The organism is Mesorhizobium sp. 8 (assembly GCF_006351905.1).
Classification (GTDB): Bacteria; Pseudomonadota; Alphaproteobacteria; order Rhizobiales; family Rhizobiaceae; genus Mesorhizobium; species Mesorhizobium composti.
Genome location: NZ_CP040914.1, coordinates 2,800,877 through 2,825,111 on the forward strand (window position 1 = coordinate 2,800,877; position 24,235 = coordinate 2,825,111).

The following is a 24,235-nucleotide window of genomic DNA, read 5'->3' on the forward strand; positions in this document are numbered from 1 at the left end:
CTGCGCAACAACGAACGCTTCGGGACATTTCATGGTCAAGGTCATTGCCAGCTCGCTCCGCAAGGGCAACGTCGTCGACAAGGACGGCAAGCTCTATGTCATCCTGTTCGCCGAGAACATCCACCCCGGCAAGGGCACGCCGGTGACGCAGCTCGACATGCGCCGCATCTCCGACGGCGTGAAGGTGTCGGAGCGCTACCGCACCACCGAACAGGTCGAGCGCGCCCATGTCGAGGACCGCGAGCACACCTTCCTCTACAGCGATGCCGAAGGTTTCCACTTCATGAACCCGGAAACCTACGACCAGATCACCGTCGCCGAGGACGTGATCGGCGACGCCGCGCCCTATCTGCAGGAAGAAATGAAGGTTTCGCTGTCCGTACACGAAGGCGTCGGCATCGCCATCGTGCTGCCGCAGCGCGCCGTCTTCGAAGTGGTCGAGACCGAACCGGTGACCAAGGGCCAGACGGCCTCGTCGTCCTACAAGCCGGCCGTCCTGTCGAACGGCGTCAAGACCGCGGTGCCGCCGCACATCTCCGCCGGCACCCGCGTCGTGGTGATGACCGCCGACGGCTCCTACGTCGAGCGCGCCAAGGACTGACTTAAAGCGTGTCGCGATCTTTCAGATTCGCTCCGTACGCTTTAGTTCCTGTCTTTCGCATGTCTTTGTCCCGAAACCGGTTTCCACTTTCGGGAGACATGCTTTAGTCCCTCACTGCCGCGCCATGGCGAAGCAGGCCAGCGCGGCGAGGCCGGCAAGGGTGCGGACGTGGTTCCACGGCACCCATTCCGCAAGATAACGTGACCAGACCTGCGCATCGCCGGGCGCGGCCGCCAGCGCGTCGTTGAGCGGCACGTTGAAGGCGGCGGTGACGCCGAAGATCCCGACCAGATAGCAGACGCTGCCGGCGAGCAGCCACGCCGATCCCGGCTGGCTCCAGCCAAGGACGGCCCTGGCTCCGAGCGCCAGCGCGACAACCGTCATGCCCATGAAGACGGTGAGGAACACCGGGTTCAGGATCACGACATTGACGGCGTTCATCGCCGCCGCGCCCTGCCCGTCCGGCAGGCGGGCGAGCGCGGCCATCACGGCCGTCGAGAAGGCGAAGAACAAGCCGGCCATCAGCCCGCTGCCGAGGATGGCGGCCAAGGTGAGGGTGGCGAACAGCGATGCGAGCATGACTGGTTTTCTCACAATATGAGTAATGTTCATATTTGATAAACGTGATAAACTCTCATATTCTGGAAGTCAAGCGGCGAGGCTCCCATGGAAGACAGCGACGTCAACGCGCATCTGCCGGCGCAGGCAAAGGCAGAGGCGCGCCGGTTGCCCAGCCAGCAGCGCAGCCGCGAACGCGTCGAGCGGATGCTGGCCGCGGCTTCCGAGCTGATCGCCGAGCAGGGCAGCGACGCGCTGAAGATGCGGGACGTGGCGGAGCGCGCAGGCGTGCCGATCGGTTCGCTCTACCAGTTCTTCCCGGACAAGAGCGCCGTCATCCGCGCGCTGGCGGAGCGCATCACCACGGAAGGCCGGGCCTGCATCGCCGAGGCGCTGGCGCCGGTCAGCACCGCCGATGAACTGCGGAAAGCCTTTTGCGACCTCGTCGATACCTATTATGCGCTCTTCCTGGCCGAGCCGGTCATGCGCGACGTCTGGTCGGGAACGCAGGCCGACAGGACGCTGCGGACGCTGGAACTGGCCGACAGCCGCGCCAGTGCGGCACTTCTGGTCGAGGCGCTGCTTGCAGCCCAGCCCGGCCGCGACCGCGAGGCCGCAGGGCAGACGGCGTTCTTCGTCTGGCAGCTCGGCGAGGCGGCGGTGCGGCTGGCCGTTTCCGTCGGGAGGCAGGAGGGAGACGCGATGGTCGAAACCTACAAGCGCATGGCACTGCGCGAACTGCTGGGCGACTGAGACAGGTAGAAGGCGGCAGTGCCGCCAACAAAAAACCCGCCACAAGGGCGGGTTTTTTGTGTCCGAAGTCCGGTCCGGCTCAGATGCCGAGATTGGCGAACTTGTTCTTGAACTTGGTGACGCGGCCGCCGCGGTCGAGCAGGGTCTGCTGGCCGCCGGTCCAGGCCGGATGCGTCGAGGGGTCGATGTCGAGGTTCAGCGTGTCGCCTTCCTTGCCCCAGGTCGAGCGCGTCTCGTACTCGGTGCCGTTGGTCATGACGACCTTGATGACGTGGTAGTCGGGATGGATATCGGCCTTCATCGGTTCTGTCCTGCTGGCACGGCGGCGACGGCCTGCGTCGATCTCGCCTCTTTCTAAAACTCGAAGCCGCAGCTATGGAAAGCCACGGCTTCAAAACGGTCAGCCGGCCTATACATCAGGCGGATTTGAATCACAATCCCGTTTGGGACCGCCAGTCAGGAAAAGGATCGATGGCGCAAACCGGCGCAAACGACCGCAGGCGTTCGCTCGGACCGCTTCGCCGCCTGAGCCCCTATATCGGCCGCTACAGGGGCCTCGTCGCGGGCGCCGCCGTCTCGCTGGTGCTGGCCGCCGTCACCACGCTGGCGCTGCCGGTCGCCGTGCGCCGCATGATCGACCACGGCTTTTCCGCCTCCGATTCCGTCTTCATCGCCAGCTACTTCTCCATGCTGGTGGCGATGGCGGCGGCGCTGGCATTGGCTTCGGCCGGCCGCTACTATTTCGTCATCACGCTCGGCGAGCGCGTCGTCGCCGACCTGCGCCGCGACGTCTTCTCGCATGTGACGACGCTGTCGCCTGCCTTCTTCGACGCCGCGCGCTCCGGCGAGATCGTCTCGCGGCTCGCCGCCGACACCACGCAGATCAAGTCGGCCGTCGGCGCGACTGCCTCGGTGGCGCTGCGCAACATCATCCTCGGCCTCGGCGCCGTCGCCATGATGGTCGTCACCAGCCCGAAGCTGTCGGGACTGGTGCTGGCCGCGATCCCGGTGATCGTGCTGCCGCTGGTCGCCTTCGGCCGTTCCGTGCGCCGCAAGTCGCGGCAGGCGCAGGACACGCTGGCCGACGCCACCGCCTATGCCAGCGAGCAGATCGGCGCCGTACGCACGCTCCAGGCTTTCACCAACGAGACACTGGTCGTCGGCCGGTTCGCTTCAGCCGTCGAGGCCGCCTTCGCGGCGGCGAAATCTTCGGTGCTGGCGCGCGCCGTGCTCACCTTCTTCGCCATCTTCCTGATCTTCTCCTCGGTGGTGGCGGTGCTGTGGTTCGGCTCGCGCGACGTTTTGTCGGGTGCGCTGTCGCCGGGCACGCTCGGCCAGTTCCTGCTCTATTCGGTGTTCGCCGCCGGCGCGCTGGGGGCACTGTCGGAAGTGTGGGGCGAGCTCAGCCAGGCCGCGGGTGCGGCCGAGCGGCTGACCGAGATCCTCGACGAACGTCCGGTAATCACCACCCCCGCCGATCCACAGAAGCTGCCGGACGTAGCGCAAGGCGCCGTCGCCTTCGAAAACGTCTCCTTCTCCTATCCCGCGCGGCCCGACCGGGCGGCGGTCCACGGCCTGACCTTCACGGTCAGGCCCGGGAAGACGGTCGCCATCGTCGGCCCGTCGGGTGCGGGCAAGAGCACGATCTTCTCGCTGCTGCTGCGCTTCTACGATCCCGAGACGGGCACGGTGCGCGTCGACGGCGTCGACGTGCGCGCGACCGATCCGCACGATCTGCGCCGGCGCATGGCCATCGTGCCGCAAGACGTGACCATTTTCGCCGCCAGCGTGCGCGACAACATCGGCTTCGGCCGGCCCGGCGCCTCCGATGCCGAGATCGAGGCGGCGGCGACAGCCGCGCTCGCCGACGAGTTCATCGCCCGGCTGCCAGACGGCTACGCCACCGAGGTCGGCGAACGCGGCGTCACCCTCTCGGGCGGCCAGCGCCAGCGCATCGCGATTGCCCGCGCCATCCTGCGCGACGCACCGATCCTGTTGCTCGACGAGGCGACCTCGGCGCTCGACGCCGCCAGCGAGACGCTGGTGCAGGAGGCGCTGGAGCATCTCATGCAGGGCCGCACGACGCTGGTCATCGCCCATCGGCTCGCGACGGTGTTGAAAGCCGACCGCATCCTCGTCATCGAGGATGGCCGCATCGTCGAGGAAGGCACGCACAAGAGCCTTGTCGCCAAGGGCGGCACCTATGCCACGCTCGCCCGGCTCCAGTTCGAAAGCGGCGCCGACGCCTTCGACCGCGCGGCGGAATAAAATCTATCCCAAAAGATTGCGCGCCGTGCGCATGAAAATTCGCGCGCCAAGCGGAATGAGGTCATCCGGAAAGTCATAGTCGGGATTGTGCAAAGCGGGATGCCGCTCGCCGGCGCCGAGGAAGAACATCGCAGACGGCGCGCTGCGGCCAAAAATGCCGAAATCCTCCGAGGCGCGCATCGGCAGCGCCTCCTCGCTATGCGCGACGCCCTCCTCGTCCAGCGCGGCGCGCAAATGGTCGACCGCCGACGGCGCGTTCATGCTGGCGACGAAGATCTCGTGATAGTCGACCGCGAACGTCAGGCCGTGCTCGCCGGCGACGCGTCCCACCAGCGCCTCGGCGGCGGCGACGAGGCCAGCCATGCGCTCGTCGAGCCGCGTGCGCAGCGTCGCCCAGACTTCTGCGCGGCCGGGCGCGACGCCGAACACCGCTTCGCCCATTTCGGCATGGGTGACGGTGATCATGCCGAAATCGTCGTCGCTGAAGGCGCGGCCGCCGAGCTTGGCCAGCGCCGGCATCAGTTGGCTCACAGCCAGCATTGGCGACGTGCCGGTCTCCGGCATCGAGGAATGCGCGGTCTTGCCCTCCAGCACGATGCGCATGCCACGCGAGGCGCAGTTCACCACGCCGGGCTTCAGCCTGACCTCGCCGAACGGGATGCCGGGCAGGTTGTGCAAGGAGAAGGAAAAATCCGGCGCTATGGCCGCGAAGCGCGGGTCCGCCACCACGCCGGCGGCGCCGTCGCCGGTCTCCTCCGCCGGCTGGAACATCAAGACGACACGGCCGCTCGCCGGGCGCTGACGCCCGAATTGCCGGCCGAGGGCTGCGAGAATGGCGGTGTGCCCGTCATGGCCGCACATATGCGACTTGCCGGGCACCTCAGAACTGTGCGGCACGCCCGACAGTTCCTCGATCGGCAGGGCGTCGAGTTCGGAGCGGAACAGCACCGTCGAGCCCGGCCTGCCACTGTCGTAGATCGCGGCGACGCCATGGCCGCCGAGGCCGGTCAGCACTTCGTCCGGCTTGGTGTCGGCAAGGAAAGCGACCACCTCGCCGGCCGTCTTCTCCTCCTCGTTGGAAATCTCCGGCTGCCGGTGCAGCTTGCGCCGCCAGGCGACGAGTTCGATCAGGTCCTGGTTGGTCAGGGACAAGGCGGCCTCCACATCGGGTCCATGGTCGGCAACCATCCTGTCCCGTGTCAACGGCCGAAAGATGCAGCCGCCGGAAATCGACCGTCCAGCGGCGCGTCACCTCACAGGAAGGTCGCGATCTCGGCGAGCGGCTTCTTTTCCATCGCATGCGCGGGAATGGTCGCGCCGTCCTTCGGATAGCCGACCACCATCAGGATGTAGGGCTTGTCGTGCGGATCACGGCCACAGATCTCGTTGAGGAAGCTCATCGGGTTCGGCGTATGCGTGAGGGCGACGAGCCCGGCGCGATGGACGGCGGCGACCAGCAGGCCGGTGGCGATCGAGACCGATTCCGGCACGTAGTAGTTCTTGCGCTTGACGCCGTCGGCGGAGCGGCTGCGGCGCTCGCCGAAGATGCAGATCAGCCACGGCGCCTCTTCCAGGAAGGGTTTGTCGGCATCGGTGCCGAGCGGCGCCAGCGCCTGCAGCCATTCCTCGCCGGCGCGGCCTTCGTAGAAGGCGCGCTCCTCGATCTCGGCGGCCTCGCGGATGCGCTTCTTGATCGCCGGGTCGCCGATGACGGCGAAATGCCAAGGCTGATGGTTGGCGCCGTTCGGCGCGGTGCCGGCGGCCAGGATGCAGGTCTCGATGATGTCGCGCGGCACCGGCCGGGTGGAGAAATCGCGCACCGTATGGCGCGCCCGCATCTCGGCATAGAACGCCTCGGCATTGGCGCGCATCTCTTCAAGCGGAAGCTCGCGGTAGTCCGGCAGCGGCACGGGCCGGTAGCTGGTGGTGACGTCCATGGTTCATCTCCATGATTGTCCGACAATCCTGTCAGACAATAAGCAAAGGCGCAAGCCTCATCCGGCGAAATGGCTGTCGGGCAACTGCTGGACCAGTTTTCGCGATCCATCGACATGCGTCCGCATGGCCTCCTCGGCCGCCCCCGCGTCACCCGCAAGAATGGCCGCCACGATACGCCGGTGCTCGGCATGGCTGTCGAACACCTGCCGGCGGTCGACCAGCATGCGGAATTGCAGCCAGTAGATGGAATTGGACAGCCGCGTCAGCGTTTCCGACAGGAGGGCGTTGTCGGCGACCTCGGCGAACAGCGCGTGGAAGGCCGCGTTGGCCGCCGAGAAGGCCGGCATGTCGTTGTCGGCGACGGCGCGGTCCATCTCGGCCAGCAGGGCGAGCAGCCGCTCGGGCGCCGCCTTCAACGCAGGCAGGGACAGCCGCACGGCCAGCGCCTCCAGCGCGCCGCGCACGGCGAACAGATTGTCGATCTCGCGCCGCGAAAGGATGCGCACGGTGACGCCGCGATTGGGTTCGAAGGCGAGCAGCCCGTCGGCCGTCAGGCGGCGGAAGGCCTCGCGCACCGACGAGCGCGACACGCCGTGGCGGCCGGCGAATTCGGTTTCCGTCAGGCGCTGGCCCGGCGCCAGCCGGCCGTCGCGCACGGCCTCGGTGACCGCCTCGGCGATCCTGTGGACGGTGGGGATGCTGTCAGGCTCGCTCACGAGGCGACATTCCGGCACTGGCGACGGCGCGACCCTATCACGATTTGCCGTAGCGCTGCTTGAGATGGCGGATGAAATGCCCAGCTTCCAGCTTCTCCCCGGTGGCGCGCTCGATCAGTTCGGGCGTCGACCAGCGCGATCCCTGCGACCAGATCTTTTCGCGACGCCAGCCGTTGATCGCCGTCAGGTCGCCTGCCGCGAGGTCGGCGTCGGCGGCCGGATGGTCCTTCACCAGCGCCGCCCATTGCTGCGCCGCCATCATGGCGCCCAGCGTATAGGACGGGAAATAGCCGAAGGCGCCGCCTGACCAGTGGACGTCCTGCATCGGCCCATCGGCCGGATTGTCGATGGTGGAAAGGCCGAGATAGGCGCGCATCCCGGCGTCCCACGCCTCGGGGATATCGGCCGCCTCCAGACGGCCGGCGACGATATCCTGTTCCAGCTCGAAGCGCAGGATGACGTGCAGCGGATAGGTCACCTCGTCGGCGTCGACGCGGATCAGGCCGCGTTCGACATGGTGGACATGCGGCAGCATGTCTTCCAGCGTCCAGGCTTCGCCGAGATGCTTTTCGACCACCGGCAGCGCCCAGCGCCAGAAGGCCGGGTTGCGGCCGACCTGCTTTTCCACGAACAGGCTCTGGCTTTCATGCACGGCCATGCCGCGCGCCTTGCCGAGCGGCCAGTGCGACCACTCTTTCGGCAGGTTCTGCTCGTAGAGCGCATGGCCGCTCTCGTGCAGCACGCCCATCAGCGCCGACAGGAATTCGCCGGTGCGGTAGCGCGTGGTGATGCGCACGTCGCTCGGCACGCCGCCGCAGAACGGATGATGCGACACCGACAGGCTGCCGTGGGTGAGGTCGAAGCCGACCGCCGCCATCATGGCCAGCCCAAGTTCGCGCTGCTTTTCGACCGCATAGCTGCCCGTCAGCTTCTTCAGCGGGCGCTTCGCCAGCCGCTCCTCCTGCACCGCGAGAGCTTCCGGGACAAAATCCTTCAGGAAAGCTTTCAGCTTGGCGAACACAGGCGCGATTTCGGCAGCGCGGTTGCCGGGATCGTATTGCTCCATCAGCGCGTCGTAGGGTTGGAGCCCGAGCGCCTCGGCGCGCATGGCGGCTTCCTCGCGCACCAGCGCCACCACGCCCTCGAGCGCCGGCAGGAAGCCCGCCCAGTCGTTCTTCGCCCGAAGGTCCCGCCACAACTGCTCGCAGCGCAGCCGCGCCGCCGTCTGGCGCTCGACGAAGTCCGCCGGCAGGCAGGTGAGATTGGTGTGCTGGCGCTTGAACTCGCGCAGCGCAGCTGCCTGGTCGTCGTTCAGGGCCTCGCTCTCGGCCGCCGCGATCCAGTCGGCGATCTCGGGCGCCGTCGCCTGCCGGTGATAGAGGCCGGCGAGAGAGGCCAGCGCCTCGGCCCGCTTCTCGCCGCCGCCGACTGCCATGTGCGTCGCCTCGTCGGCGCCGAGGATGGCGATCGCATGCTCCAGCGCCTCCAGCCTGTGGCCGAGTTCGTCGAGTTTCTGGAAAGACATCGCGGGCTCCTGCTCGAGAAGCCCGGAAGGGAGCGCGATTCGCCGGCAATCGCAAGCCGGCCGAAACCGATTGAGCGTTTTGCAATCGTGCAGAATCGTCCGGCGTCACACAAATGCAGTTAAAACAAGAAGATAGATCGTTTCACCGCGGAAACGCGGCGGGCCGAAGCCCGCCGCGGCATAATTTCAGGGCCGTGCGCAATCAGCCGCTCGGATAGTGCCCTGTATCGCCACCGTCGCCGATGGCGAAGCCGCTGCCCGTATCCATGAGGAGCCGCTGGTCGATATTGTCCAGCCGGCGCAGGACCTGCTTGTAGCTTGTCGCGGGCATCCGGCCATGGTTCTCCGCCGCGACCCGCTCCGCCGTCCTGATGACGCCGCCGGTCCGGCTCTCCAGCATCCGGGCCTCGCTGGCGCCGATCTCGCGGCCTCTATGGGCGTCGGTGATGGCATCGCGGACGCCCCCCGCCTGATTGAGCACGGCCGACAGCCGCGACCCTTGCATGGCAGCGGGATTCGGGTAGTCGCCGCCCCCCGAACTGGCATAGGCCGCGCCGAGAGGCAGGGTTGCAAGAAGCGAAGCGATGAAGATGGTCTTGGGAGTGAAAGAGCGCATAGCCGCGTCTCCTTGGTGAGAGGACGGCTCGCCGCCGTCCGTCGCATGCGCGAACCGTCCGGTTCCGTCGTGTCGCGATACCCCCGACGATCGCCGGCAGTTCCCAGTCCGCGCAGGCAGGCTAGCGCCGCCCGAACGCGCGGCTTAGTTAAAAAAAGATAATTCTGTCCGCCCTTGCCGGCAGAGGGCGGCGCACTATGCGGGTGTCCCCCCCCCTCTGCGAGACGGCTTCAGTATTCCCGCAGCAACGCCCCGAGCGCGGCGGCTTCGCGGTCCGGACGCCGCCAGCCGAGCCGGGCCTCGATACGCCGGGCGCTTTGCCTGACCAGCCCCACCAGGTCCGGGTCCTTCTGCCTGACCTTCACGTCCGGCACCACGATGGAGACCGTAGCCCGGCAGGCACCCTGCGAGTCGCGGATGGGCGCCGCGATGCAGGCGACCGAAAAATCGGACTCGCCGGCCTGGATTGCCAGCCCATGATCGAGCGCGGCGGCGGCGCTGTGGGCAAGCCGCTGCCTGTCGGTCTCGGCGCGGCCCGTCGGCGAGGCGGTGGCCGAGCGGCCGAAAACCTCCAGCCGCTCCGTTTCGGGCAGGTGGCCGACCAAAAGCCGGCCCGACGCCGTCCAGTTCAGCGGCGTGCGCGTGCCGACGCGCGAGGTGACCTGGAAATGGTCCGACCCCTCCTCCATGGCGAGCACGACCATATGGTCGCCGTCGCGGCCGCAGATCTGCACCGTCTCGCCCGAATTGCGCGCCAGTTCGTGCATCTCCCGCACGGCGACGTCGAGCAGGTCCAGCGAGCGGGCATAGGTCAGCCCGTAATGGTAGAGCCGCGGCCCGAGCCAGAGCAGCCCGCCGTCCTTGCGGTCGAGCATCTCCTTGTCGACCAGGTCGTCAACAATGACGTAGATGGTCGACAGCGGCGCGCCGACGGCGCGGGCGATCTCGTAGGCGGTGGCCGGCCGGCCCTCTCTCTGCAGGTGGTCGAGGATCTGCAGCGCCCGGTCGATGCCGCTGGTGCGCGAACGGCGCGGCGTCCGCACCGCCTCGGCCCTGCCCGCTTCAGGATCGGCTTCCGTGGTCGACATGGCTCCGGTCAGGCTCTTTCGTCGTGGCGGATGCAGGCCACATGGTGCCCGTCGCCGATCTCGACGACGGGCGGAACGGTCTCGGCGCAGGCGGCGATCGCCTCCGGGCAGCGGGTGCGGAAGACGCAGCCGGACGGCGGCGCGATCGGGCTCGGAATATCGCCCGTCAGCGCCACATGCGTACGCCGGCGCGTCGGGTCGGGCACCGGCGCGGTGGCGAGCAGCGCCTTGGTGTAGGGATGGCGCGGCGCGGCATAGACCAGCTTGCTCGGGCCACGCTCCATGACCCGGCCGAGATAGAGCACCACAACCTCGTCGCACAGGTACTCGACCACCGAAAGGTCGTGGGCGATGAACAGCAGCGTCAGCCCCAGCTTCTTCTGCAACTCGCCGAGCAGGTTCAGCACCTGCGCCTGCACCGACACGTCGAGCGCCGAAACCGGCTCGTCGGCGACGACGAATTCCGGCTCCACGGCGAGCGCACGCGCAATGCCGATGCGCTGGCGCTGGCCACCGGAGAACTCGTGCGGATAGCGCGTGGCGTGGTCGGGCGACAGGCCGACCAGCGTCAAGAGCTCGGCGACGCGTTCCCTGCGCGCCTTGCCGCGCGGGAAGCCGCAGGCGTCGAGCGCCTCGCCGAGGATGGCCGCGACGCGCAGGCGCGGATTGAGGCTGGAGAAGGGGTCCTGGAAGACGATCTGGAGTTTTCGGCGATAGGCGCGCATCTCGGCCGCCGACAGCGAAAACAGGTCGACGCCGTCGAACAGCGCCTTGCCGGCGGTCGGCTCGATCAGGCGCAGCACGGCGCGGCCGGCAGTCGTCTTGCCGGAGCCGCTCTCGCCGACCAGCCCGACCGTCGAGCCGCGCTTCACCTCGAAGCTGACGTCCTCGACGGCATGGACGATGCGGCCGTTGCGGGCCGGAAAATGCTTGGTCAGGCCCTGCACGACAAGCAGCGGCTTCGTCTCGGTGCGGCGGTCGATCTCGATGACGGCGCTCACAGCTCCGCGCTCCTGATGCAGCGGGAAAATCCGTCGCTGCCGGCCGGCATCAGCGGCGGAGGTGCTGCCTTGCAGGGCGGGATGGCGAAATCGCAGCGCGGCTCGAAGGCGCAGCCGGGCGGCAGCGCCGTGATCGGCGGCACCGAGCCCGGAATGGAGTAGAGCGCGCGGCGCTCGCCGGTTGCGTCGATGTCGCGTCCGGCGTTCGGCGTACAGGCCAGCAGCCCCTTCGTATAGGGATGGCGCTGATGCGCGAACAGGTCGTTGACCGGCGCCTGTTCGACGACGCGGCCGGCATACATGACCACGACGTTGTGGGCGATCTCGGCGACGACGCCGAGGTTGTGGGTGATGAACAGGATCGACATGCCGAATTGCTGTTGCAGCCGGCGCAAGAGGTCGAGGATCTGCGCCTGGATGGTGACGTCGAGTGCCGTCGTCGGCTCGTCGGCGATCAGTAGCGAGGGATTGCAGGCCAGCGCCATGGCGATCATGACGCGCTGGCGCATGCCGCCCGACATCTGGTGCGGATAGTCGTCCAGGCGGGAGGCCGCGTCCGGAATCTCGACGTGCTTCAGCATCTCGAGCGCACGTTTGCGTTTCTCCTCGCGGCTGACTTTCTCGTGCAGCGCGATCATCTCGCCGATCTGGTCGCCGACCGTGTAGAGCGGGTTGAGGCTGGTCATCGGCTCCTGGAAAATCATGGCGATCTCGCGGCCGCGAATCTTGCGGAAATCGGCAGGGCCGAAAGCGGCGAGGTCGTGCACCTTTCCGGCGCGGTCGCGAAACAGGATCCGGCCGCCCTCGATCCTGCCGGGGCGCGAAAGCAGCCCCATGACCGACAGGCTTGTGACCGACTTGCCCGAGCCGCTTTCGCCGACCACGGCCAGCGTCTCGCCGCGCTTCAGGTCGAAGGTCACGCCATCGACCGCCTTGGCGGTGACGCGGCGGGTGACGAACCAGGTCTTCAGGTCCCGGACGGAGAGGATCGTGTCGGCGGCCAGCGTTTCGCTCATGACTTCCATCCGCAATGCGGGCAGACATGGCCCTCGCCTGTCGCCCCCTCGGCCGGGACATAGCGATGCGCGGCGACCGCTTCGGCGCCGAGGATGGCGTGGCGCGGCTCGAACAGGCGGTGCAGCGTCGAGACGGCGCCTTGCGAATCCTTCACCGTCACATCGGAATCGACGAGATCGAAGAGGGTAAATTCCGCCGGCTTGCCTTTTTCCAGAAGCCTGTCGGTCGGAAGTTTGATCGCCTTTCGCGGCGCGATGGTGGAAGCCGCGACGACATCCTCGAATTTCATGCCGAGCGACAGGACCTTCGACATGGTGGTGGCCATGTCCCACACCGACGTGTCCATCGAGCGGTTGTGCAGGTCGGTCGAGATCGTCTTCGGCGGCAGGCCGCGCGAAAGGGCCGCCTTGGCGACGTCGAAGGAGAAGGAGGCGCCGCCATGGCCGACGTCGAGCACGATGCCGCGCGCCGCCGCGTCCTCGGCGAGTCGATAAAGGTCCTCGTCTTCAAGAATAGAGCCGCCGGCCTTGCCGTTGAAGCAGTGGGTGACGATGTCGCCTTCCGACAGCAGCGGCAGGATGTCGTCGTAGAGCGGCGGCGGCTCGCCGACATGCACCATGATGGGAAGCTTGAGGATCCGGCTGAACTTCTTCGCCAGCCGGACCGGCGTGAGGTCCCAGCCGCCGGTGATGACGTGGCTGGCGCGCACCTTGAGGCCGATGATGACATCGCGGTTGGCTTCGACGGTGGCGATGGTGCGGTCGATGTCGATCGAGCGCATGTCGATCAGTTCGGAGACGCGGTTGCAGGCGACCAGCCCGATCGAGCCGATGTTCAGGAAGGCGTAGATGTTTTCCTTCGCCGGCTCGATGACGTATTCGCGAAAGCCGTGGAAATTCGCCTCGCCGGCCGAGCCGGCGTCGACCATGGTGGTGACGCCGTGCGAGGCGCCGCACTGTTCGGGACGCAGCGAGATGTCGGTGCCGCCGTACCAGACATGCACATGCAGGTCGGTCCAGCCCGGCGACATGTAGGCGCCGTTCGCCTCGATCACCTTCACCTCGTCGCCGGCAGCGATCATCGATCCGATCTCGGCGATACGGCCGTCCCGGCCGACCAGCACATCCAGCTTTTCAGGCAGGCCGGAGCCGAAGCCGACAGGTTTTGCCCCGCGAATCAGCAGCGGGCGTTCTGCTTGCGGGAAGCGATTGGCGAACATCATATGTCCTTTGCCAGACGAGGGTCGAGGAGATCACGCAGGCTGTCGCCGACCAGTTGCAGCGCCAGCACGGTGATGACGATGGCGGCGCCCGGAAACATCATGATCCAGCCGGCCTGGTCCATATATTGCCGGCCGACGGCGATCATCGTGCCCCAGGTCGGGATATCGGGCGAGATGCCGACGCCGAGGAAGGAGAGACCCGCCTCCGCCAGGATGGCGTTGGCGAAGATGAAGGTGCCCTGCACCAGGATCGGCGAAGCGACGTTGCGCAGCACATGCCGCACCAGGATCACCGGCGTCGGCACGCCGAGCGCGCGGGCGGCCTCGACATAGGGCAGTTCGCGGATCACCAGCGTCGAGGCCCGCACCACGCGCGCCAGCCGCGGCGCATAGACGATGCCCAGCGCCATCACGACGTTGACGGCGGTGGGGCCGAGCGCGGCGACCAGCGCGATGGCGAGCAATATGTCGGGGAAAGCCATCATGGCGTCGACCAACCGCGACACCGGCGTGTCGAGCTTCTTGAAGAAGCCTGCCGTCAGACCCAGCACGATGCCGACGATGGAGGAGAAGACGACGACGGCGAGCGCCACCGACAGCGAGGTGCGCGCGGCGTAGAGCATGCGGGAAAAGACGTCGCGGCCGAGATCGTCGGTACCGAACAGATGTTGCAGCGTCGGCGGCTCCAGCCGGTGCGCGACGGACAATTTCGCCGGCGCATAGGGAGCGATCCATGGGGCCAGCAGGGCGGCCAGCGCGATCAGCACCAGCACGACCAGGCCGACGCCCGAGGTCGGCCGACCCATCAGCCGTGCGACGAGGCCGGGTTCGCTTTGCAGGGGTGCGGAGACGGCGGCCATCAGTAGCGCACCCTCGGATCGATGGCGAGATAGAGCATGTCGATGGCGAAGTTCACCAGCACGTAGAGGCCGGCGATGACCAGCAGCGCCCCCTGGATGACGGGATAGTCGCGCCGCAGCACCGCCGACACCACCAGCGAACCGACGCCCGGGAGGCCGAACACCGTCTCCGTCACCACCGCGCCGGAGATCAGCAGCGCCGCTGTCAGGCCGATGACGGTGAGGATCGGGATCAGCGCATTCTTCAATGCATGCTTGAGCACAACGCGCCACTCGCTCATGCCCTTGGAGCGGGCGGTTCGCACATAGTCGTCGTTGAGCACGTCGAGCATGGAGGCGCGCGCGAAGCGGGTGATCAGCGCCGACGAGACAAGGCCGAGCGCCAACGCCGGCAGGACGAGGTGGTTCAGCCGCTCGAGGAAGGAGGCGCCCGGCCCGCCATAGCCGGACGTGTCGAACCAGCCGAGTTTTACCGCGAAGAACTGGATGAACAGCAGGCCGAGCCAGAAGCTCGGCACGCTGGCGGCGAACATGGCCAGCGTCGTCGCCGCCTGGTCGAAGGCCGAGCCGCGCTTGTAGGCCGAAAGGATGCCGACCGGCAGCGCGATCACCGTGGCGATCAGCAGCGAGAAGACGGTGAGGAAGAAGGTCGGCTCGGCGCGCTGGGCGAGCGCCGTGGTCACCGGCTGGTTGAGGAAGATCGACTGGCCGAAATCGCCCTGCACGACGCCCAGCACATAGCGGCCGAACTGCACGACCATCGGCTGATCGAGGCCGAGCCTCGACCGAAGCGCCGCGACGTCGGCGGCGGTGGCGTCGGGGCCGAGCATGACGGCCGCCGGGTCGCCCGGCGTCACGCGCACGATGACGAAAACGATGGTGACGACCAGCGCCATCACCGCGATCATGCCGAACAGCCTGTTGAGAATGGAGCGCAGCATCGGCTCACGATCCTTGCATCATCGCTGGGACCATGCCGGGCGCCGGCACTTTTCGGCGCCCGGCAGCCTCTCCCGCGAAGGCACGGGAGAGGCGGGAGGAACGGCTTATTTCTCCAGCCAGGCGTTCCAGAAGAACGGCCACGGCGCCGGCGTCACACCCTCGAGGTTCGGTGCCTGCGCGGCGAGCGCGTTGAAGTCGCCGACCTTGTAGATGGGTGCCTCGTCGTAGATCACCTTCTGCACGTCCTCATAGAGCTTGGCGCGCTTGGCCGGATCGGACTCGGCGTTGAAGGCCTCGACCGCCTTGTGCTTGGCGTCGGTCGCCCACCAGCCGGGCGTCGTGTCCGACATGAAGCCGTTGAGCGACGGCTCGGGCAGGAACGGGCTGTGGGTGATGTAGATGTCCCACAGCTTCGGATCCTGGCGGTTCTTGGTCAGCGTCGCCCATTCGACGACGTCGAGCTTCACCTTGAAGCCGGCCTGTTCGAGATAGGCCTGCGCCACCTGCGCCATCTTGTAGTGGAACTCGTACTGGCGGCTGGTGAGGATGCGCAGCGGCTTCGAACCGTCGTAACCGGCTTCCTTGAGCAGCGCCGCGGCCGCCTCGGTATCGCCGTCGGGCTTGTAGGCGTCGATGCCGACCGTGTTGTGCCAGGCGAAGCCTTCCGGATACATCGAACCGTCGACGGCGAAGAAGTCGGTCGAGCCGAAGGCGGCGGTCAGCATGTCGTTCGGCGCCAGCGCCGCCTGCACCGCCTTGCGGATGCGGATGTCGGAGTTCAGGCCTTCCTTGGTGTTCATGACGAAGACCGGCCAGCCGAACGGCTTCAGGATAACCGGCTTGGTCTTGCCGCCGGAAATCTTGTCATAGGCTTCCACCGGCAGCGCGTCCGCATAGGCGAACTGGCCGGCCACCGCGCCCTCGACGCGGGTGTTGGGATCGGGCACCGGCACGAAGCGGATCTCGTCGAGATACTGCTTGCGGGCGCCGCCGTAGAAATTCGACTCGCCGTCACGCGATTTGTAGCCGTCGAAGCGGGCGAGCTGGATGAACTGGTCGGGCTTGCGGTCCTTCAGCAGGTAGGGGCCGGTGCCGACGAATTTGGTGAGCGGGTCCTCGCCGGCGTTTTCCGACGGGATGATGATGGCCGCCGCGTTGTTGAAGGCAAGCAGCGACAGAAGCGGCGCATAGGGCTTCTTCAGCGTGATCTTGACGCTGTTGGTGTCCGGCGCCTCGATACCGGCGATCACTTCCGCCGCCTGCTTGCCGCGCGTGGCGATCTTCTCCCAGCGCTCCAGCGAGGCGACGACGTCGGCCGAATCCATGTCGGAGCCATCGTGGAACTTGATGCCGGTCCTGAGCGGGATGGTGTAGGTCAGCCCGTCCGCCGAAATCTGCGGCATGTCGGCGGCCAGCAGCGGCGTGACGGCCCAGTCCTTGCCGAAGGTGTAGAGCGTCTCGAAGATATGCTGGGTGACAATGCCGACGAGATCGGCGGTCGAGGCCATCGGATCCAGCGTCGGCGGCTCGCCGACGGTCGCCACGTCGATCACCCCGCCCTTGACCGGATCGGCCCAGGCTCCGTGTGCCGCAGGCAGCACCATCGCCGCAACCAGCGCGGCGACATTCACCAGACGTCCCATATTCGTCTCCCTGTTCCCTTATTATGAAATATATGCTTTATTTGTGTATGACTATCCCATCGTGTTTCCGTTTCGTCAAGCCGAGATGGAAGGCGCCCGTCACCGTAATCCGCTTAGCGCCATCCCCAAATGCGAAAACGCCCGGTCGAGCCGGGCGTTTCCTTTGTCGATGATAGGAGAGAAAGCGTTCTACTTGGTGTAGATCGGCTCCGGCGCCGGTTCGTAGGCCACCTGCGGCGCGGCGCAGCCCGTATTGCCGCCGAACTGATAGCGCAGGCCACCGCGCACTTCGTGGTTGTCGAGGCCGCGATCGTAGCCTGGGCCGGCGCTGGAAGCGTCCCATTCGAACATGCGGCCGCCCTGGATGTGGGTATAGCGATAGCCGGCGTCGAAGATGAGATTGTCGGTCAGGCAGTAGGACGCGCCGGCCATCAAGGCGTAGGCGAAACGCCAGTTGGAGGCGCCCGGATTGTGCTCGGGCGTATTGGGGTCGTAGACCTCGTCCCACTTTACCTTCGCGCCGCCGATGCCGGCGCCGACATAGGGCGTGATACCGTGCCAGGTGCCGATGTCGACATAGGCGTTGGCGAGCAGAAGGAGCGCGCTCATCTTCGACTTTTCGGTCGATTCCGAGACGAAGTCGGACGTATGCCCGTCGAAATTCGACTTGAACCAGTAGTCGGCGGTCAGGTCGGTGCGGAAATGCTCGCTGACCTTGTAGCCAACGCCGCCGCCGAAGGAGAAGCCACCCTTGAGCTTGGCCCAGTCGAAGGATTTGCTGCCCGGTACGATGATGCAGTTGCAGTCGTCGAAGCCGTAGGTCGTGTAGTCGACGCCACGCAGTTCCGACTTGCGGTAGGCGAGGTCGCCGCGGATATACCAGCCGCCGAAATCCACCGGCTCATAGGCCGGCGCCTCGATCACCGGCGCCTCCTCGACGGGCGGTTCGTAGAGATCGGCCGCGAACGCGGGCACCGTCAGACCGGCGACCGCGCCGGCCAGCAGCAGTTTCCTTGTCAGGTAAAACATCCTTGCCACCCTGGGAGACGTCGGGAGACCGGCCCCCGGACGCGATTGACTTCGGATGTGGATAATGAATTGCAAAGGTTAAAAGGCGTTTAACCCTGCCAATTAACCAAGAATAGCTAAAGTTCGAAGGTTTCGCGCCGCTTCCGCCGGCTGTCATTGCGGCCAGGCGCGCATGAAAAAGCCCGCCGGCCGGCGGGCTTTTCAAGAAAAGGAAATGGAGCGGATCAGGCGGCGCTGCGGGTCTCTGAAATGATCCCGATGAGGTCGTCCACCACCGCCTCGACCAGCCCCGAATCGTCGCCTTCCGCCATGACGCGGATCAGCGGCTCGGTGCCGGAGGGGCGGATGACCAGGCGGCCGGTATTGCCGAGACGGCTGCGCGCATCCTCGATCGCCGCCTTGACCGGCTCCTCCTCCAGCGGCTTGCCGCTGGAGACGCGCACGTTCTTGAGCACCTGCGGAACCGGCTCGAAGGTCCGCGACAGCTCGCTGACCGGCTTGTTCTGCCGTTTGACGCAGGCGAGCACCTGCAAGGCGGACACCAGGCCGTCGCCGGTGGTGGAGAAATCGGACAAGACGATATGGCCGGACTGCTCGCCGCCGACGTTCAGTCCGTGCGCGCGCATATGCTCGACCACGTAGCGGTCGCCGACCTTGGTGCGGTGAAGCTCCAGGTTGAGGCCGGACAGGAAACGCTCGAGGCCGAGGTTGGACATGATGGTGGAAACGACGCCGCCGCCGGCCAGCCGGCCGCTCTGGTGCCAGGCTTGGGCGATCATCGCCATGATCTGGTCGCCGTCGACGACCTCGCCCTGTTCGTCGACGATGACCACGCGGTCGGCGTCGCCGTCGAGCGCGATGCCGATGTCGGCGCGCACCTCGTGCACCTTCTTCTGCAGGCCCGCCGGGTGGGTGGAGCCGCATTCCTTGTTGATGTTGAAGCCGTTGGGCTCGACGTTGATGGCGACCACGTCCGCGCCCAGTTCCCAAAGGGCTGCGGGCGCCACCTTGTAGGCCGCCCCGTTGGCGCAGTCGACGACGATGCGCAGGCCCGACAGCGACATCGAGCGCGGCAGCGTGCGCTTGGCGAACTCGATATAGCGGTCATGCACGCCGTCGACGCGCTTGGCGCGCCCGAGCGCGTCGGAATCGGCAAGCGCCATCTCGACATCGGTGTCGAGCATGGATTCGATGCGCTCCTCGATCTCGTCGGAAAGCTTGTAGCCGTCGGGGCCGAACAGCTTGATGCCGTTGTCGTAATAGGGATTGTGCGAGGCCGAGATCATGACGCCCATGTCGGCGCGCAGCGAACGCACCAGCATGGCGACGCCCGGCGTCGGGACAGGACCGAGCAGGAAGACGTCCATGCCGGCCGCGCACAGGCCCGCCACCAGCGCGTTCTCGATCATGTAGCCGGACAGGCGCGTATCCTTGCCCAGCACGACGCGGTGGCGATGGCTGCCCCGCTGGAAGGAAAGGCCGGCGGCCATGCCGACCCGCATGGCGATTTCCGCGTTCATCGGAAACTTGTTGGCGCGCCCCCGGATGCCGTCGGTGCCGAAATAACGTCCAGACATGGACTTGACCCCTAAATGGTTTGCCCGCGGCACCACATGCCACAACTGCCCCACGCGCGGGTATCACAATATATGATCTTCTGTCACCAATCCTTAGGAAAGAGTTGTTTCGCCAAAATTATGTCGAAAAATGCGAGAGCTATTCAGTCCGTGCAGGGACCGTGCATGTCGGGGCTGGTGCGCTACCCCGTCGGGCGGTATGTCTTGCGAGACTATTGGCGGGCGGCTTTAACGGAGAGACCTATGTTCATCCATCGATTGGCCACATTGACGGGTCTCGCCGTCGTGGCGTTGTTCCTGGCCTCGCCGGCCAGCGCGCTGACCATGGCGGAGTGCAGCGCCAAGTATAACGCCGCCAAGGACGCCGGCACGCTGTCCGGCCAGACCTGGAACCAGTTCCGCAAGGCGGAGTGCGGCTCGGACGCGGCCGCCACCGACAGCAAGCCCGCCAAGAAGACCAAGGCTTCGGCGAGCGACGACAGCAAAGCCAAGAAGACGAAGAAGTCCTCCGACGCGGCGAGCAACGACGACGCTAAGGGCCTGACCATGGCCGAGTGCAGCGCCAAGTACCAGGCTGCCAAGGACGCCGGCACGCTGAACGGCATGAAGTGGAACGACTTCCGCAAGAGCGAATGCGCCGCCGGTGCCACCGCCGCCGCTGCAAAGCCGGCGAAGAAGACCACCAAGGCCGCTGCCAGCGCCGACGACGATTCGGCCGGCAAGGGCCTGACCATGGCCGAATGCAGCGCCAAGTATCAGGCGGCCAAGGACGCCGGCACGCTGAACGGCATGAAGTGGAACGACTTCCGCAAGAGCGAATGCGCCGCCGGCGCCACCGCCGCCGCTGCAAAGCCGGCAAAGAAGACGACCAAGGCCGCTGCCAGCACCGACGAGCAGGCCGGCAAGGGCCTGACCATGGCCGAGTGCAGCGCCAAGTATCAGGCCGCCAAGAGCAACGGTTCGCTGAACGGCATGAAATGGAACGACTTCCGCAAGGCCTCCTGCGGCGCCGGCGCGGCGGACGACGACAGCGTTCCCAGCATCGACGAGGCCAACTACTCGGGCGATCCCGAGACCCCGACGGTCAAGGCGCCGCGCGGCGTGAAGTTCCCGACCGGCATCTCCAAGAAGTATTCCGACGAGTCGGCCGGCAAGGCACGCATGCACACCTGCCTCGACCAGTACTACGCCAACAAGGACTCCGGCTCGCTGAGTGGCCTGCGCTGGATCCAGAAGGGCGGCGGCTACTACAGCCTCTGCAACGCCAGGCTGAAGGGCTGAGGCCAACGCCGCGCATTTTCAAGAAGGGGCCTGCGGAACGATCCGCAGGCCCCTTTTTCTGTCCTCTCCGATACGATAGCTGTTGGCAAGACGGCGTGCAGTCGCCGGGACGCGGGACCGACGAACATGGATCTGCCGGCCTATATCGAGTGCCGGGCCGACGTGGCCAGCTACAACGGCTTCGCCTTGCGGGTGGCGGGCGAGCCGGATTTTGCCGCGGGGCTGGGCTGGAAGGCTGTTGCCGGCGAAAATCCGTTCCTGCAGCAATACCGGCTTCCCGCGCCGATCGAGGCCTTCGGCCATTCGACGGATTTGATAGCGTTCACGTCCACCGGCCCGATGGCCGTCCTGGAAGGCGTCGCCGCGCCGGAGCTGGCGGAAAGGCTCGGCATCGTGCCGGTCGTCTCGACCCCGGAAAAATTCCTCGGCGAAAAGATCATCCACGAAGTCAGCGAGGATAGCGGCGGCGTCACCTACGTGACGCGCATCTCGCTCAATGTCTCGACGGTGGAGGGCCTGCCCGGCAAGATCCTGGCCGGCTGCTCCTACGCGCTCGACGTGAAATGAAAGAGCCCGGCGGTGCCGGGCTCCCGAAAGGTGGATCGCCGCGCTGTCAGTTGGCGATGCGCCGCGCGAACTCCGCCAGCGCCTGCTGGTAGATCTTGGCGCGGTTCCAGTCGGCCCAGACGCCGTAGTTGGTCTGGCCCGGTCCGTAGCCGCCGCCCGCGCTCCAGCCGTGGCCGCGCAGGAAGTTGGCCGTGGAGGCGAGCACGTCGGCGCGCGAATGGATCAGGTCGCGGCGGCCGTCGCCGTCGAAATCGACGGCGAATTGCAGGTATTTCGACGGCAGGAACTGCGTCTGGCCAAGCTCGCCGAAGCCGGCGCCGCGCATCTGGCTGGCGGAAATGTAACCCTTCTGGGCGATCTCCAGGGCCGAATCCAGCTCGTTGGTGAAGAAGGCGGAGCGGCGGCAGTCATAGGCCAGCGTCGCAAGCGGCGCGAAGACGCTCTTGTTGCCGGAATTGGCGCCGAAGCCCGTTTCCATGCCCCAGATCGCCAGGATGACTTCCGGCTGCACGCCGTAGCGGGCCTCGATCTTCTTCAGGAGCCCCGCCTGGGACTTCATGTAGCCCTTGGCCTTCTTGACGTAGGAGGCAGGCGCCCGCCGCGCCATGAACTGCTCCAGCGTGCCGGAAAAGGCCTTGTGCTGGCTGCGGTCGATCCGGATCACGCCGCGATCGTAGTTCACGCCGGCCAGCGGGCCGGTGTCGATGCCGCGCGCTTTGGCGTCCGCCTTGTAGGCGTCCACCCAGGCGTCGAAACCGCCACCGTCCTTGCCGCATTTGCCGGCGGCCTGGGCGTTCGTCACCAGCGCAAGTGCCGCGACAGCGGCGGCGGCGAACACGATCTTTCCTTTGGCAAGCACTGCCATGCTTTTCTCCTGATTGCCTGAATCACGTCCCTGAGGCGAATTTGCCAGCGAAATGCGGGCTTGTCACCGCCTGCCCGCATCGCCGTCATTGGTCGCGACGCGGCAACTTGCCCAAGATCAAGGGATATTTGTGAGGGTGGCCACATTTTACGTCCGCCGCCGCAGACGGGCAGTGCCGGCAATCACTGGTTTACCGATCGATGCGCATATGGTGCGGAACGCCCGGCCGCAGCGACGGTTGCGGGACCATGAACGGAATGAGGACAGCTTGAGCATCGATCCCGCCGCATTCGAAGCTTACCGGCGCTCGGCCGGCGAGAGGGCCACCCTGCCCAGGCTGATCGCCGGCACGCTGATCATCGTCATCTTCTGGGCGCTGTCGTCGCTGCTCGTCATCGTCGGCGGCATCTTCCTCGTCTCACGCTGGCAGGGCGGCGAGGCAGGCATGCCCGACATGGCATCGTTTTCCGCCACGCCGACCGGCGTGCTGACCGTGCTCGCCTCCTTCTGCGGCATCTGGATCGGCGCCTGGATCGCCATGCGCCTCCTCCATCGCGAGAGACTGTCCGCCCTGTTCGGCAACAGCCGGCGCATTTCCGCTTCCGGCTTCTGCAAGGGCGCGGTGGCGGTGCTGCTCACGTCGGTCGTGTCGGAGGTGCTGATCTACCTGCTGCACCCGGAAATCGGGCGCGGCGCCATCGGCGTCTCGGCCTGGCTCGCAGCACTCGTCCCCATCGCCGCGCTGGCCTTCGTGCAGACCTCGTCGGAGGAGTTGCTGTTCCGCGGCTACCTGCCGCGCGGCCTGGCGAAGCGTTTCAGGAGCCCGCTTGTATGGGCGCTCCTGCCGCTGATCGCCTTCACCGCGCTGCACTGGAGCCCGGCGAACTCGCTGGCGATCAACATCTGCGTCATGATCTCCATCGGCGCCTTCGCCATCGTACTGACGCTTCTGGTCTACGCCACCGGCAACCTCGGCGCGGCCTTCGGCGCCCATCTCGCCAACAACCTCTTCGGCTTCCTGCTCATCTCGCACCAGCAGAGCTTCAACGCCTTCGCCCTGTTCACGGCGCCGCCGCTGGAAGGGCCGGGCTGGACGCCGCTCGACGCTTTTCTCCTGTCGCTGATCGGCATCGTCTCCTCCGGCCTGACGGCGCTGCTGCTGCTGCATCCGCGTTCGCCGCTGAAGGTCGAAGCCGACCGGGGATAGAAGCCCTAGACGTGCACCTCGCCGAAGCCGCTCTGGTCGGCATCGTCGAGCGCGCGGCGTGAGGCGAAGAACAGCCAGACGTAGAAGACGGCGACGGCCAGCACCACCGCCCAGCCCGGGATCGGGCCGAGCCGCGTGTTGGCGACGATCTCGCTCAGCGAATGGACAAGCGTCGAGCGCGCGCCCTCGGCCTGCAGGCCCGGCGTCGAGATCTTCAGCACCCAGGCGAGCAGCAGGATCAGGAACATCCAGATGTAGTTGCGCCTGAGCCGCCGCGAGAAGGCGTCGCCGTAGGAGATGAAGAACTTCGGCTCGCGCAGGTTCTGGCCGACGATCTGCAGCCAGTTGGCGGAGAAATCCGGCACGGGCGAGAACACCTGCGCGAAATAGTGCCGCTCGAACTGGCGCACCCGGTAGCGGTAGACGTCGAAGAACCGGTAGCGCCGCGCCTCGATCATCAAAAGCAGGTAGACCAGCACCATGGCGAACAAAAGCACGCCGTGATGCGACGACGGCGTCGACAGCGACACCGACAGCAGCGCGGCGACGACGGTGATCGCCCAGTTGGAGGTCTGGTCGATGCGCTCGCGCCAGCCCGCCATGCGCGCGATCTCGGCGCGGTAGTAATGGACGATCGCCGTAACCGTCTCGGAATGGTTGGACGGCAGGAAGGACGGCTGGATTTTCGCAGTGTCCTCGGCCATGACATCTCCTCCCGTCGCCTGTTTGCTCGGCGCACTATAGCGCCGTTTCAGCCGCCCGCCGCCGTCCGGCCTTGACTCAGCGGCGTTTTTCCTGTCTAGACGCCGCAACTTTCCGCGACGATCTTCTCGCGAAAGCCGACCGGGGCGCCCTTTCAGGGCCTGAGACGATCCCGGAGGCCAACACCCGGCAGCGCGATGCGCCCCCGGGTGCTTTTTGGTTTTGGGCTTTGCCCGCCGGCTTTCGCTTGGACCTTTGG

At 66.5% G+C, this 24,235-nt stretch carries 24 protein-coding genes; 6 read left to right on the forward strand and 18 right to left on the reverse strand.

What is annotated here, in order from left to right:
* Nucleotides 1-31 precede the first annotated feature (31 nt).
* On the forward strand, nucleotides 32-601 hold the full coding sequence (gene efp, locus FGU64_RS13655) for an elongation factor P (RefSeq protein WP_139953717.1): 570 nt from the start codon (nucleotides 32-34) through the stop codon (nucleotides 599-601).
* A 111-nt stretch (nucleotides 602-712) separates the two neighbouring features.
* Here the strand turns inward: efp and FGU64_RS13660 are convergent, their stop codons facing one another.
* Nucleotides 713-1,180: an anthrone oxygenase family protein gene (locus FGU64_RS13660; protein ID WP_139953718.1), complete on the reverse strand. Its 468-nt coding sequence runs from the start codon at nucleotides 1,178-1,180 to the stop codon at nucleotides 713-715.
* Nucleotides 1,181-1,267: 87 nt separating this feature from the next.
* Between FGU64_RS13660 and FGU64_RS13665 the strand changes: the two genes are divergently transcribed.
* Entirely contained in the window at nucleotides 1,268-1,912 is a 645-nt protein-coding gene (locus FGU64_RS13665) for a TetR/AcrR family transcriptional regulator (protein WP_139953719.1), read from the forward strand.
* 79 nt (nucleotides 1,913-1,991) lie between these two features.
* Here FGU64_RS13665 and rpmE read toward each other — a convergent pair whose 3' ends face one another.
* The gene (gene rpmE, locus FGU64_RS13670; protein ID WP_136356662.1) at nucleotides 1,992-2,213 is read right to left on the reverse strand and encodes a 50S ribosomal protein L31; all 222 of its coding nucleotides are present in this window, start codon (nucleotides 2,211-2,213) and stop codon (nucleotides 1,992-1,994) included.
* Between the two features lie 170 nt (nucleotides 2,214-2,383).
* Between rpmE and FGU64_RS13675 the strand changes: the two genes are divergently transcribed.
* On the forward strand, nucleotides 2,384-4,180 hold the full coding sequence (locus tag FGU64_RS13675) for an ABC transporter transmembrane domain-containing protein (RefSeq protein WP_139953720.1): 1,797 nt from the start codon (nucleotides 2,384-2,386) through the stop codon (nucleotides 4,178-4,180).
* A gap of 3 nt (nucleotides 4,181-4,183) precedes the next feature.
* Here FGU64_RS13675 and FGU64_RS13680 read toward each other — a convergent pair whose 3' ends face one another.
* From FGU64_RS13680 to glmM, 14 genes are all read right to left on the reverse strand, one after another.
* Nucleotides 4,184-5,332, reverse strand: a complete 1,149-nt coding sequence (locus tag FGU64_RS13680; RefSeq protein ID WP_136356658.1) for an amidohydrolase — start codon at nucleotides 5,330-5,332, stop codon at nucleotides 4,184-4,186.
* A 101-nt stretch (nucleotides 5,333-5,433) separates the two neighbouring features.
* Nucleotides 5,434-6,117 (reverse strand): nitroreductase family protein, encoded by a 684-nt coding sequence (locus tag FGU64_RS13685; protein WP_139953721.1) that lies wholly within the window; start codon nucleotides 6,115-6,117, stop codon nucleotides 5,434-5,436.
* A 57-nt stretch (nucleotides 6,118-6,174) separates the two neighbouring features.
* Nucleotides 6,175-6,834 (reverse strand): GntR family transcriptional regulator, encoded by a 660-nt coding sequence (locus FGU64_RS13690; RefSeq protein ID WP_139953722.1) that lies wholly within the window; start codon nucleotides 6,832-6,834, stop codon nucleotides 6,175-6,177.
* 37 nt (nucleotides 6,835-6,871) lie between these two features.
* Nucleotides 6,872-8,359, reverse strand: a complete 1,488-nt coding sequence (locus tag FGU64_RS13695; protein WP_139953723.1) for a carboxypeptidase M32 — start codon at nucleotides 8,357-8,359, stop codon at nucleotides 6,872-6,874.
* Nucleotides 8,360-8,561: 202 nt separating this feature from the next.
* Nucleotides 8,562-8,975 carry a hypothetical protein gene (locus tag FGU64_RS13700; protein WP_139953724.1) on the reverse strand — a complete coding sequence of 138 codons (414 nt, stop codon included), beginning with the start codon at nucleotides 8,973-8,975 and terminating at the stop codon, nucleotides 8,562-8,564.
* 230 nt (nucleotides 8,976-9,205) lie between these two features.
* Entirely contained in the window at nucleotides 9,206-10,063 is an 858-nt protein-coding gene (locus FGU64_RS13705; protein WP_139953725.1) for an IclR family transcriptional regulator, read from the reverse strand.
* Nucleotides 10,064-10,071: 8 nt separating this feature from the next.
* Nucleotides 10,072-11,064 carry an ABC transporter ATP-binding protein gene (locus FGU64_RS13710; protein ID WP_246671117.1) on the reverse strand — a complete coding sequence of 331 codons (993 nt, stop codon included), beginning with the start codon at nucleotides 11,062-11,064 and terminating at the stop codon, nucleotides 10,072-10,074.
* Entirely contained in the window at nucleotides 11,061-12,068 is a 1,008-nt protein-coding gene (locus FGU64_RS13715; RefSeq protein WP_210239077.1) for an ABC transporter ATP-binding protein, read from the reverse strand. Before FGU64_RS13715 ends, FGU64_RS13710 begins: the two co-directional genes overlap by 4 nt.
* A gap of 8 nt (nucleotides 12,069-12,076) precedes the next feature.
* On the reverse strand, nucleotides 12,077-13,300 hold the full coding sequence (locus FGU64_RS13720) for an amidohydrolase/deacetylase family metallohydrolase (protein WP_139953727.1): 1,224 nt from the start codon (nucleotides 13,298-13,300) through the stop codon (nucleotides 12,077-12,079).
* Nucleotides 13,300-14,163: an ABC transporter permease gene (locus FGU64_RS13725; protein ID WP_139953728.1), complete on the reverse strand. Its 864-nt coding sequence runs from the start codon at nucleotides 14,161-14,163 to the stop codon at nucleotides 13,300-13,302. The genes FGU64_RS13720 and FGU64_RS13725 overlap by 1 nt, the downstream gene beginning before the upstream one ends.
* Nucleotides 14,163-15,104 (reverse strand): ABC transporter permease, encoded by a 942-nt coding sequence (locus tag FGU64_RS13730; RefSeq protein WP_139953729.1) that lies wholly within the window; start codon nucleotides 15,102-15,104, stop codon nucleotides 14,163-14,165. Before FGU64_RS13730 ends, FGU64_RS13725 begins: the two co-directional genes overlap by 1 nt.
* A gap of 105 nt (nucleotides 15,105-15,209) precedes the next feature.
* Nucleotides 15,210-16,709: an ABC transporter substrate-binding protein gene (locus tag FGU64_RS13735; protein WP_246671347.1), complete on the reverse strand. Its 1,500-nt coding sequence runs from the start codon at nucleotides 16,707-16,709 to the stop codon at nucleotides 15,210-15,212.
* Between the two features lie 228 nt (nucleotides 16,710-16,937).
* Nucleotides 16,938-17,777, reverse strand: a complete 840-nt coding sequence (locus FGU64_RS13740) for an outer membrane protein (RefSeq protein ID WP_136356635.1) — start codon at nucleotides 17,775-17,777, stop codon at nucleotides 16,938-16,940.
* A 224-nt stretch (nucleotides 17,778-18,001) separates the two neighbouring features.
* Complete coding sequence (gene glmM / locus FGU64_RS13745) at nucleotides 18,002-19,354, reverse strand: phosphoglucosamine mutase (protein WP_136356633.1); 1,353 nt, start codon at nucleotides 19,352-19,354, stop codon at nucleotides 18,002-18,004.
* Between the two features lie 243 nt (nucleotides 19,355-19,597).
* Here glmM and FGU64_RS13750 point away from each other — a divergent pair, with 243 nt between their 5' ends.
* Nucleotides 19,598-20,635 carry a hypothetical protein gene (locus FGU64_RS13750; RefSeq protein ID WP_136356631.1) on the forward strand — a complete coding sequence of 346 codons (1,038 nt, stop codon included), beginning with the start codon at nucleotides 19,598-19,600 and terminating at the stop codon, nucleotides 20,633-20,635.
* Between the two features lie 126 nt (nucleotides 20,636-20,761).
* Nucleotides 20,762-21,202: a hypothetical protein gene (locus tag FGU64_RS13755; protein WP_246671118.1), complete on the forward strand. Its 441-nt coding sequence runs from the start codon at nucleotides 20,762-20,764 to the stop codon at nucleotides 21,200-21,202.
* 46 nt (nucleotides 21,203-21,248) lie between these two features.
* Here FGU64_RS13755 and FGU64_RS13760 read toward each other — a convergent pair whose 3' ends face one another.
* Nucleotides 21,249-22,067: a lytic murein transglycosylase gene (locus FGU64_RS13760; RefSeq protein WP_136356627.1), complete on the reverse strand. Its 819-nt coding sequence runs from the start codon at nucleotides 22,065-22,067 to the stop codon at nucleotides 21,249-21,251.
* Between the two features lie 268 nt (nucleotides 22,068-22,335).
* On the opposite strand from FGU64_RS13760, the gene FGU64_RS13765 reads away from it, so the two are divergent.
* On the forward strand, nucleotides 22,336-23,274 hold the full coding sequence (locus tag FGU64_RS13765; protein ID WP_139953732.1) for a type II CAAX endopeptidase family protein: 939 nt from the start codon (nucleotides 22,336-22,338) through the stop codon (nucleotides 23,272-23,274).
* Nucleotides 23,275-23,279: 5 nt separating this feature from the next.
* Here the strand turns inward: FGU64_RS13765 and FGU64_RS13770 are convergent, their stop codons facing one another.
* Nucleotides 23,280-23,978 (reverse strand): DUF2270 domain-containing protein, encoded by a 699-nt coding sequence (locus FGU64_RS13770; RefSeq protein ID WP_139953733.1) that lies wholly within the window; start codon nucleotides 23,976-23,978, stop codon nucleotides 23,280-23,282.
* Between the last annotated feature and the right edge of the window lie 257 nt (nucleotides 23,979-24,235).

Coding starts and splice junctions, on each gene's coding strand:
- rpmE (WP_136356662.1), bottom strand. CDS start 2,213: ATGAAGGCCGATATCCATCCCGACTACCACGTCATCAAGGTCGTCATG.
- FGU64_RS13725 (WP_139953728.1), bottom strand. CDS start 14,163: ATGGCCGCCGTCTCCGCACCCCTGCAAAGCGAACCCGGCCTCGTCGCA.
- FGU64_RS13740 (WP_136356635.1), bottom strand. CDS start 17,777: ATGTTTTACCTGACAAGGAAACTGCTGCTGGCCGGCGCGGTCGCCGGT.
- FGU64_RS13665 (WP_139953719.1), top strand. CDS start 1,268: ATGGAAGACAGCGACGTCAACGCGCATCTGCCGGCGCAGGCAAAGGCA.
- FGU64_RS13770 (WP_139953733.1), bottom strand. CDS start 23,978: ATGGCCGAGGACACTGCGAAAATCCAGCCGTCCTTCCTGCCGTCCAAC.
- FGU64_RS13755 (WP_246671118.1), top strand. CDS start 20,762: ATGGATCTGCCGGCCTATATCGAGTGCCGGGCCGACGTGGCCAGCTAC.
- glmM (WP_136356633.1), bottom strand. CDS start 19,354: ATGTCTGGACGTTATTTCGGCACCGACGGCATCCGGGGGCGCGCCAAC.
- FGU64_RS13675 (WP_139953720.1), top strand. CDS start 2,384: ATGGCGCAAACCGGCGCAAACGACCGCAGGCGTTCGCTCGGACCGCTT.
- FGU64_RS13735 (WP_246671347.1), bottom strand. CDS start 16,709: ATGGTGCTGCCTGCGGCACACGGAGCCTGGGCCGATCCGGTCAAGGGC.
- FGU64_RS13750 (WP_136356631.1), top strand. CDS start 19,598: ATGTTCATCCATCGATTGGCCACATTGACGGGTCTCGCCGTCGTGGCG.
- FGU64_RS13720 (WP_139953727.1), bottom strand. CDS start 13,300: ATGTTCGCCAATCGCTTCCCGCAAGCAGAACGCCCGCTGCTGATTCGC.
- FGU64_RS13760 (WP_136356627.1), bottom strand. CDS start 22,067: ATGGCAGTGCTTGCCAAAGGAAAGATCGTGTTCGCCGCCGCCGCTGTC.
- FGU64_RS13695 (WP_139953723.1), bottom strand. CDS start 8,359: ATGTCTTTCCAGAAACTCGACGAACTCGGCCACAGGCTGGAGGCGCTG.
- efp (WP_139953717.1), top strand. CDS start 32: ATGGTCAAGGTCATTGCCAGCTCGCTCCGCAAGGGCAACGTCGTCGAC.
- FGU64_RS13660 (WP_139953718.1), bottom strand. CDS start 1,180: ATGCTCGCATCGCTGTTCGCCACCCTCACCTTGGCCGCCATCCTCGGC.
- FGU64_RS13700 (WP_139953724.1), bottom strand. CDS start 8,975: ATGCGCTCTTTCACTCCCAAGACCATCTTCATCGCTTCGCTTCTTGCA.
- FGU64_RS13705 (WP_139953725.1), bottom strand. CDS start 10,063: ATGTCGACCACGGAAGCCGATCCTGAAGCGGGCAGGGCCGAGGCGGTG.
- FGU64_RS13685 (WP_139953721.1), bottom strand. CDS start 6,117: ATGGACGTCACCACCAGCTACCGGCCCGTGCCGCTGCCGGACTACCGC.
- FGU64_RS13730 (WP_139953729.1), bottom strand. CDS start 15,104: ATGCTGCGCTCCATTCTCAACAGGCTGTTCGGCATGATCGCGGTGATG.